The following is a 9,295-nucleotide window of genomic DNA, read 5'->3' on the forward strand; positions in this document are numbered from 1 at the left end:
AACAGGCGAAGCAATTACACAAATTTGCACAAATTTTAGAATCCTCTTGAAAAATCAATTCGTGTTAATTCGTGAAATTGGTGGCCAAAACAAAAATTAAAAACAAGCAAAGCATTTCTGCAAAAAATATATAAAATGAAAAGAAGAGAGTTTATCGAAAAAACAGCAGCAGGTACTGCCCTATTAAGTTTAGGATTGTCTTTGAGCAGTTTTGAAAGTAACGACATTAAGCATCTAACAATTCTACATACTAATGATGTGCACAGCCACATTGATCCTTTTCCTGCCGATGATCCCCGCAACCCAAATAAAGGCGGTGTATCTCGTCGTGCAACATTAATTGAAGCTATCCGTAAAGAAAATCCGAATGTGCTTTTATTGGATGCTGGAGATATTTTTCAGGGAACTCCGTATTTTAATTATTATGGGGGTGAATTGGAATTCAAATTGATGAGCATGATGAAATATGATGCTTCTACAATTGGAAACCATGATTTTGACAATGGTCTTGATGGATTGTACGCACAGCTTCCGCATGCGACTTTCGATTTTATCAACTCTAATTATGATTTTAAAAATACGGTTATGGACGGTCATGTGAAACCGTACAAAATCTTTAATAAAAACGGAATTAAAGTTGGTGTTTTTGGAGTTGGAATTGAATTGCAAGGTTTAGTAGATAAAAAACTATATCTGGAAACGGTTTACAATAATCCGGTTGAAGTTGCTCAGGATATGACAAAACTATTAAAACAAGAACAAAAATGTGATTTGGTAATTTGTCTTTCGCATTTAGGTTACAAATACAAAGATGAGCCAACAAAAATTAGTGATTTGACATTTGCTGCACAAACTCAAGATATTGATCTGATTATTGGAGGCCACACGCACACTTTCTTAGACAAACCTACTGTAGTAAAAAATAAAGCTGGAAAAGATGTCTTAGTAAATCAAGTAGGATGCTACGGAATTAATTTAGGCCGTATTGATTTTTACTTTGATAAAGATAAAGCTCATACAAATCAAAGCGCCACTATTGTGGTATAGTTTTTTTTTGAATTCTAGCTTTTTCTAAAAAGTATTCTACCATAAAGAAATAAGCTAGAATTTGAGTTGTATCTCGTATTAGGACTAGAACAACCGAATACGAGAAATACTCATTAAAAATATAAAAGATATCAGAGAAGATATAGCTTATTGCCATGAGCGACATTAGCAATGCCATATGCGTGCCTTTTGTAATGTAGCTGACAAAGCAGAAATAACTCAGTACACTCAAAACGATTCCGTATACAGTATAAAGTGTAATAAATTTTCTCATGCTATCAAGCTGCAGACTTAAAACAGAGATCAATAAATAGACAATAAAAACTACTACGATAGAAATAGGCAAAATATCCCGTTTGGTTAGTTTTATTCTTTCGTGTTCCCGAATAAATATGGTCACGATTAGAGAATAGACAATCAGAAAACTGAGTACCCCTCCAATTTCAGAACTCTCCACATCCATTAAATCATAAACTTGTCCAACAAAACAAAAGAAGAAAATTAAACCTTCTGTTTTTCTGATTTGAAACTCACTGCTGATTAGGTAATAAATAAAAATCGCAGGAAGAACAATCGCTTTTGCATAGGTCGCAAAAAAGTCCTGCTTTGCCCAATCAAAAATGATGGTACAAAACAGTGCCAGAAAAAACAAAATTAATGACGGTTTATTAGGCTTCATTTAATTTGTTTATAAAATCTTCTTCTGATAATATAGTGATGTTTAGCTTCGTTGCTTTTTCCAGTTTTGCTGGCCCCATATTATCTCCTGCCACTACAAAATCTGTCTTTGCAGAAATTGAGCTTCCTACTTTTCCTCCGTTATCTTCTATGGCTTTCTTTAGTTCATCTCTAGAAAATTGACTAAAGACGCCCGAAACCACAAAAGTTTTTCCAGCAAATTTATCAGTAGCATTTGGGTTTATTTTTTCTTCAATTTCAAACTGAATTCCATAACTTTTTAAGCGTTCAATAATTTTTCTGTTTTCTTCATTTTCGAAGAATTCAATAACGCTTTTGGCAATTCTTTCTCCAATTTCATCAACCAGAACTAAATCCATCAATGAAGCTTGGCTCAAAGCATCTATATTTTTATAATGTTTAGCTAGCTTTTTGGCAACTGTTTCTCCCACAAAACGGATTCCAAGCGCAAATAAAACGCTCTCAAACGGAATTTCTTTTGATTTCTCAACTCCATTTACCAAGTTTTCTGCTGATTTCTGAGCCATTCTTTCTAAATGCAGAATGTCTTCAACTTTTAATTCATACAAATCAGCATAATTGTGAACCAAACCATTTTTAAACAATAAAGCTACAGTTTCGCCTCCAAGTCCTTCGATATCCATTGCTTTTCTTGAAATATAATGCTGCACTCTTCCAATAATCTGTGGAGGACATCCGTAGAAATTAGGGCAATAATGATTGGCTTCACCCACATTTCGAACCAATTCTGTGTGGCATTCTAGACAGTAAGCAATATAATGTGTTGGTTCTGAATTTTCAGGACGCTTATCTAAATCTACTGCGATGATTTTTGGAATGATTTCTCCTCCTTTTTCAACAAAAACAGTATCATTTATTCTAATATCTAATTTTTCAATCTGATCGGCATTGTGAAGAGAAGCTCTTTTAACAATTGTTCCTGCAAGCTGTACAGGCTCCAAATTGGCAACTGGTGTTATAGCCCCTGTTCTTCCAACTTGATACGAAATTGATTTTAATACAGTTGAAACTTGTTCAGCTTTAAATTTATATGCAATTGCCCAACGTGGCGATTTGGCTGTGTAACCTAATTCTTCCTGATACTGAATGCTATTTACTTTTACCACAACACCATCAGTTTCATAAGGCAAATTATGGCGGTGTACATCCCAATAATCAATAAAGTCAAAAACTTCATCCATGCTATTGGCCAATTTTGCTTCTTTCGGAACTTTGAATCCCCAGCTTCTAGCCAATTCTAATCCTTCATATTGAGTTTTAAATGGCAGATTGTTTCCTGTCACAAAATAAAGCAGACACTCTAGCGGACGTTTGGCAACCTCAGCACTATCTTGCAATTTCAAACTTCCAGAAGCTGTATTTCTAGGATTTGAATAGGGTGTTTCTCCGATTTCTATCAACTCCTGATTCATTTTCTCAAAACCGGCATAAGGAAGGATAATTTCACCGCGAATATCAAATTTATCAGGATAATTTCCTTTTAAATGTAACGGAACCGATTTTATGGTTTTAATGTTATTTGTTACCTCATCTCCTTGAAAGCCATCTCCTCGCGTTAAGGCTTGAACTAGTTTTCCGTTTTCGTAAGTAATGCTTATTGAAGCTCCATCATATTTTAATTCGCACGTATATTGCAGATTTACATTTCCTAAAACTTTCTGAATACGGTTTTCCCAATCTAAAAGGTCTTCTTTAGAATATGAATTGTCTAAAGAATACATTCTATACTGGTGTGCAATTGTCTTGAAGTTTTTAGTTACCGTTCCACCAACTCTTTGTGTTGGTGAGTTTTCGTCAAAAAACTCTGGATGTTTATTTTCTAAATCTTGAAGTTCTTTTAATTTAATATCAAAATCATAATCTGAAATAGTGGCATTATCTAACACATAATAATTATAGTTGTGTTGATTAAGTTCATTTCGTAATGCTTGAATAGTCTCTTGAATGCTCATAAATTGTAAAATATTGCAGATTATTGTGATGAAAAACTGAATATCAAAATTAGAATTTATTTTTGTTCAAATGCAGAAAAAATAAAAGTTTTAGAAATCAAAAATCAGACTGCAAATTCATGCAGTCTGATTTCCTCCTTGTCCATTATTCTTAAAAAAGAATTAAAAAAAACCAACTTCCAAATGGTTTCAACGTTTTATATTTTTAACTGATAATCAATATCTTACAGAGAAAATATAAAATTATTTTTGAATAATGATAAAGTCTGAACGTCTATTTAAGAGATGCTCTTCTTCAGAACATTTTACACCATTTTTGCATTTATTAATTAAACGGGTTTCTCCATACCCAATGGCACTTTCAATTCTAGAAGCGTCTATGCCTTGCGAAAGGATATAATCTCGTGTTGATTTTGCTCTATTGTCTGAAAGTTTCAGGTTATATGCGTCTTTTCCGCGTGAATCGGTATGAGATTCAATTTTGATTCTGATGTTTGGAAATTTCTGCATGATGAAAACAACTTTAGACAATTCTTCGACTGCTTTTGGTGTAATATCATACTTATCGTAATCAAAATAAATTGGGTTTACATCTACTTTTTCTACTCCTTGTTTTTTCACAACCAAATCGTCGTAATTACTTAATTCAAAATTGACATCTTTTATCTCGCCTCCATTTTGATCGGTGGTTTCTACCGTTTTGTCATCACTGCTATAATTTTGTTTTGCAGCAATCATTTTGATCACTTTGTTACAAGGAACTTCGATAGCGTATTTTCCATCAAAATTTGTTTTAGTTTCGCCCAAAACTTCGCTAAAAGAATTGTACGCCATTATGGTAACATCTGTTAAAGGCTTTTTCGTTTTACGATCTACTGCCATTCCAGAAATGCTTTGGTTGCAAACTGGTTTTCCTTTTACAAAAGAATAAATATCATCGTCTCCTTTTCCTCCTGCTCTATTTGAAGAAAAATATCCGTAAGCATCTGTTTTGTCAATTATAAAAGAAAAATCGTCTTTGTTGCTGTTAATAGGCGCTCCAAGATTTTTTGGAGTTGAAAAGGTTCCATCTGCCTGAAGCTTGCTTTCGTAAACATCTAAATCTCCCCAGCCGTAATGTCCATCAGAAGAGAAATATAAAACTCCGTTTTGAAAAAATGGAAACACTTCATTACCAATGGTATTAATATTTGGCCCTAGATTCTGAGGTGAACTCATGGTTCCGTCTGCTGCAATTTTTACCATATACAAATCGGTTTCTCCTTGTCCTCCTGGCATGTCTGAAGCAAAGAAAAGTAATTTTCCGTCTTCGCTAAGTGCTGGATGCCCTACAGAATAATCATCGCTGTCAAAAAATACTTTCTCTGGATTTTCCAATTTATTATTGACGATCGATCCTTTTACAATCTGGAAATTATTGACTCTTGCTTCATCAACAACCAATTTGTTTTTCTTTACAATATTGGTTGAATAATAAATCGTTTTTCCTTGACTGTCAAAACTTGCCGTAGCTTCATGATATTTGGTCATTATATTTGGAAGAAAAACGGTTTCGTTAAATAAACTTCCATCTGCTGGATTTCTTTCTGCAATATACAGATTAAGAAAAGGCTGATTGTTCCATGTATACAATTTCTCACTAAACTTTGTCGTATCACGAGCCGACGTAAACACTACATTATCTTTAAAAAATGTAGCTCCAAAATCTGATTTACTCGTATTAATATCTAAATTTTTAATGGTATAAAGAGGTTTTGCTTTTGCTACGCTGTCCATATATTTCTTTTGGGCAACATATCTGTTAATCTCTGCTTTATCACCTTTTTTATCTAGATATTCTTTTGTGATTTTATCTGCCTCATCATAATCCATAACTGCTTTCATAGATTGGATGTAACGCAGATAGTAAATATCAGTAAGATTATTTCCCTGCACTTCATATAGTTTTTTATACCATTTTAGTGCATTTCTAGAATCAGAAATAAAATAATAGGAATCTGCCGCATTCTTCAAAGTCTGCGCTGATGGATCTTTTATGTTTTGCAAACATTCTTCATAAGCTTTAGAAGCATCCAAATAAGAAAAGCTTCTAAACAAAGCATCAGCTTTCTTTAAGTTAGTTTTTTGAGCGAAACTAAACGTAACGCTCAAAATTAAACATAGGATATATAGTTTTCTCATAAGTTTTGTTTTTAGAAGAATCGAGGAGATTTAATTTTACTTTGTTTTTGCACAAATTGATAACGTAAGATGAATTCGTGTGAACCATCATTGTATTTATTCAATTGGCTTACAGTGTAATCAAAAGAATATCCAAGAAAGAAACTTGGTGAAATTTGAAAACCTGCCAGTATGCTTACCGAATCATCTGTTCGATACGCTCCCCCTATAACAAACTTTTCTTGAATCATGAAATTTGCCGATATATCTGCGGTAAGCGGTGCTCCACTTACTGCTTTTACTAAAAATGCTGGTTTAAATTTCAAATTTGGATTCAAATCAAAAACATAACCTCCCATTAAATAGTAATGCATACGATCATAATTGATAGACTCTTGAACATCGTCATAGTAATCATTCTGAATAAAACTCGGAATAGAAAATCCTACATACCATTTATCTGTATAATAGTAAACTCCTGCTCCTACTGCTAGTTTCATTTGATTGTTAATGTTCTGATTTAGCAAAACATCGTCATTATCGTAGTATCTTCCTTTAGACCAATCGATGTTTAACATTCTAGTACCCGCTTTTACACCAAAAGCCAATCTTTGCTCATAGCCAAGAGGTATTGAATAAGAGAAATTTCCATCCAGATATAGTTCATTAGAAGGTCCGATTTTATCATTTACAACACTTAAACCTACTCCTAGTTTTTCATTTCTAAGCGGGGAATGAACAGAGAAAGATTGTGTTTCTGGAGCACCGGGCATTCCTACCCATTGAGAACGATATAAAAGTGCTGCCTCTATGGTTCCGGTAGATCCAGCATACGCTGGATTTACCGCCATAGTATTATACATATACTGCGTATATTCGGGATCTTGCTGTGCCGAAGCGCAAACCGTAATAAAAGAACATATTAAAATGAAATATGTTTCTAATGATTTTATATATAGTTTCATAACGATACTTATTTAGTTTAATTAATTAGATGATTAATAGAAGTGGGTTATCTCATGATAGACAACCAGCCTTTTTTAACCGTTCCATCTCCAATGGTTATCACATAAAAATAAGTACCTGTTGGCAGCATATCTCCTCTATTAATTACACCGGATACATTTGCTGTTCCGTTCCAATCATTTTCATAATGTGCTTTACTATACACTAACGCTCCGTATCTGTTGAATACTTTCAACTCGTTGTTTGGATAGGACTCAATACAGTCTATTCTGAACAAATCGTTTTTACCATCATTATTTGGAGTAAACTCATTGTAAACAGTTAAACAAATTGGTTCTAATGTAACTGAAGCTGAATTGTTTGAAGCATCAACATCTAAAGGAGTTGAAGTCTCTACAGTTGCGACACTTGTATAAGTACCGTTTGGCAATACTTCTGCAACAATTGTCAATACTACACTCTGACCTGCATTTAACGTTGGGATTGTCCAAAGCTGTGTTGCTGGGTCATATGTTCCTGATGTTGCAGACGAACTCACTAATTGTAAACCGCTTGGAAGTAAATCACTAACAAGTGTGTTAATGAAATCGCCTTCTCCTACATTATTTACTGTGATAGTAAATGTTACCTGATCACCAAAATTAGGAGTTGGATTATCAACCGTATGAGTAATCGTTAAATCTGAACAGCTTGCTACAGTAACATTTAAAGTCTTCATTGTTCTTTCGTCACAATTGTTAACATAAGCTACAGTTACTTTTCCTGGTCCGATGTCTGACCAAGAAACAGTTACAGATCCATCGTTTGTACCACCCCCTGAAATAATAGTACCTCCGTTAATAGTCCATACATAATTAGATTTTCCATTTGCAATTGAATAGGTTACTCCTTTGAATACACATGGAGTATCATCTGTAGTAGCAAGCTGAACTGCTGCATCATTTTCAAATGTAATGGTAACTCCTAATCTTGGTCCGTTATCACAACCATTAAATGTATTAGCTAACGATCCTGCATAATAAGTAGTTGCTGTAAGTGGAGTTGTATTTGCTAATGGAGTTCCACCAGTTGCAGACGCATACCAAACTACATTTGTTTCGTTTACAAAAATATTAGCTAAAGTTGGTACCGCAGATAAACAGAATGTCTGTGTTGTTCTTGGCGTTGTAATTACACTTGGTGAATTTACATTTACCGTAACAGCTAATCTATTTGGATTTTCACAACCAATAGCACTTGAAACCGCACCATAATAAGTACCTGTAGTAAGAGCTGTTGTAGGTGGAATTGCAGTTCCTCCTGTAGCTGCGTTATACCAAACTACATTTGCTTCGTTTACTTGAATATTGGCCACTGTTGGCGAATTTAAAGTGCAGAAGTTTTGAGTGGTGCTGGCAGTAGTTGGCGTCGGACTAGGATTAACTACTGTAACTGCTACTTGTAAACGAGTTGAACTTTCACAACCTGCTGGATCAACAATATTTCCAAAATATACTCCAGATGTAAGTGCAGTTCCTGCAGGAATTGCAGTTCCTCCTGTTGAAGCAGTAAACCAAGTTACATTGCTTTCATTTACTTGAATGTTTGCAATTGTTGGTGCATTTGCAGAACAGAAAGTCTGTGCTGTACTGTTTGTCGTTGGATTTATTGTATTACCAACTGTTACAGCTACTTGCAATCTTACACTGCTTTCGCACCCTGTTGCTGGATCTTTAATTGCACCGAAATAAGTTGCACTAGTAAGTGCAGTTGTTGAAACTAAAGCTGTTCCTCCTGTTTGAGTTGTATACCAAACTACATTGCTTTCATTCACTTGAATATTAGCAACTGTTGGATTTGTTCCTGTACAGAAAGTCTGTGCCGCAGCGTTTGTTGTTGGTGTTGCTGGATCCGTTACATTCACATCAACCGGTAATCTTGTAGTGCTTTCACAACCTGTTGCTGGGTCTGAAATTGCCGCATAGTATGTGCCGCTTGTTAAAGCTGTAGCTGATGGAATCAACGTTCCGCCTGTCAGAGCTGTGTACCAAACTATGTTTGTTTGATTGAACTGAACGCTTGCAAAAGTTGGAGCATTTACCATACAGAAGTTTTGCTGTCCAGATGTTACTAAAGTTGGTGTTCCAGGATCGCTTACAATCACGTCAACCGCCAGTCTTACAGCGCTCTCGCAGCCTGTTGTCGGATCTGAGATTGCCGCATAGTATGTGCCGCTTGTTAAAGCTGTAGCTGATGGAATCACTGTTCCGCCTGTTAGTGCAGTATACCAGACAATATTAGCTTGGTTAAACTGAACGCTTGCAAATGTCGGCGCATTTGCCTGACAGAAGTTCTGTGTTCCCGCAGTCACCAATGTTGGTGTTCCAGGATCGCTCACAATCACATCAACCGCCAGTCTTACAGCGCTCTCGCAGCCTGTTGTCGGATCTGAGATTGCCGCATAGTATGTG

6 protein-coding genes are annotated in these 9,295 nt (G+C 35.2%); 1 reads left to right on the forward strand and 5 read right to left on the reverse strand.

Annotated elements, in window-relative coordinates; all coding sequences use genetic code 11:
* Positions 1–135 precede the first annotated feature (135 nt).
* On the forward strand, positions 136–1,047 hold the full coding sequence (locus DMB71_RS21865) for a bifunctional metallophosphatase/5'-nucleotidase (RefSeq protein ID WP_111369726.1): 912 nt from the start codon (positions 136–138) through the stop codon (positions 1,045–1,047).
* Here DMB71_RS21865 and DMB71_RS21870 read toward each other — a convergent pair.
* The 5 genes from DMB71_RS21870 to DMB71_RS21890 all read right to left on the reverse strand — a co-directional run.
* Complete coding sequence (locus tag DMB71_RS21870; protein WP_111369727.1) at positions 1,034–1,726, reverse strand: hypothetical protein; 693 nt, start codon at positions 1,724–1,726, stop codon at positions 1,034–1,036. The genes DMB71_RS21865 and DMB71_RS21870 overlap by 14 nt on opposite strands.
* Positions 1,716–3,719: an NAD-dependent DNA ligase LigA gene (gene ligA / locus DMB71_RS21875; RefSeq protein ID WP_111369728.1), complete on the reverse strand. Its 2,004-nt coding sequence runs from the start codon at positions 3,717–3,719 to the stop codon at positions 1,716–1,718. The genes DMB71_RS21870 and ligA overlap by 11 nt, the downstream gene beginning before the upstream one ends.
* A 243-nt stretch (positions 3,720–3,962) precedes the next feature.
* Positions 3,963–5,900 (reverse strand): OmpA family protein, encoded by a 1,938-nt coding sequence (locus DMB71_RS21880; RefSeq protein ID WP_111369729.1) that lies wholly within the window; start codon positions 5,898–5,900, stop codon positions 3,963–3,965.
* Positions 5,901–5,911: 11 nt separating this feature from the next.
* Entirely contained in the window at positions 5,912–6,844 is a 933-nt protein-coding gene (locus tag DMB71_RS21885; protein ID WP_111369730.1) for a PorP/SprF family type IX secretion system membrane protein, read from the reverse strand.
* 47 nt (positions 6,845–6,891) lie between these two features.
* Positions 6,892–9,295 (reverse strand): Ig-like domain-containing protein (locus tag DMB71_RS21890; protein WP_162614866.1); only part of this gene is annotated, 2,404 nt, incomplete at its 5' end.

The sequence above is a fragment of the Flavobacterium tistrianum genome (assembly GCF_003254545.1).
GTDB classification, from domain to species: domain Bacteria; phylum Bacteroidota; class Bacteroidia; order Flavobacteriales; family Flavobacteriaceae; genus Flavobacterium; species Flavobacterium tistrianum.

Excerpts from the sequence above, each read along its gene's own strand:
- ligA (WP_111369728.1), bottom strand. The coding sequence starts at position 3,719 with ATGAGCATTCAAGAGACTATTCAAGCATTACGAAATGAACTTAATCAA.
- DMB71_RS21880 (WP_111369729.1), bottom strand. The coding sequence starts at position 5,900 with ATGAGAAAACTATATATCCTATGTTTAATTTTGAGCGTTACGTTTAGT.
- DMB71_RS21885 (WP_111369730.1), bottom strand. The coding sequence starts at position 6,844 with ATGAAACTATATATAAAATCATTAGAAACATATTTCATTTTAATATGT.
- DMB71_RS21865 (WP_111369726.1), top strand. The coding sequence starts at position 136 with ATGAAAAGAAGAGAGTTTATCGAAAAAACAGCAGCAGGTACTGCCCTA.
- DMB71_RS21870 (WP_111369727.1), bottom strand. The coding sequence starts at position 1,726 with ATGAAGCCTAATAAACCGTCATTAATTTTGTTTTTTCTGGCACTGTTT.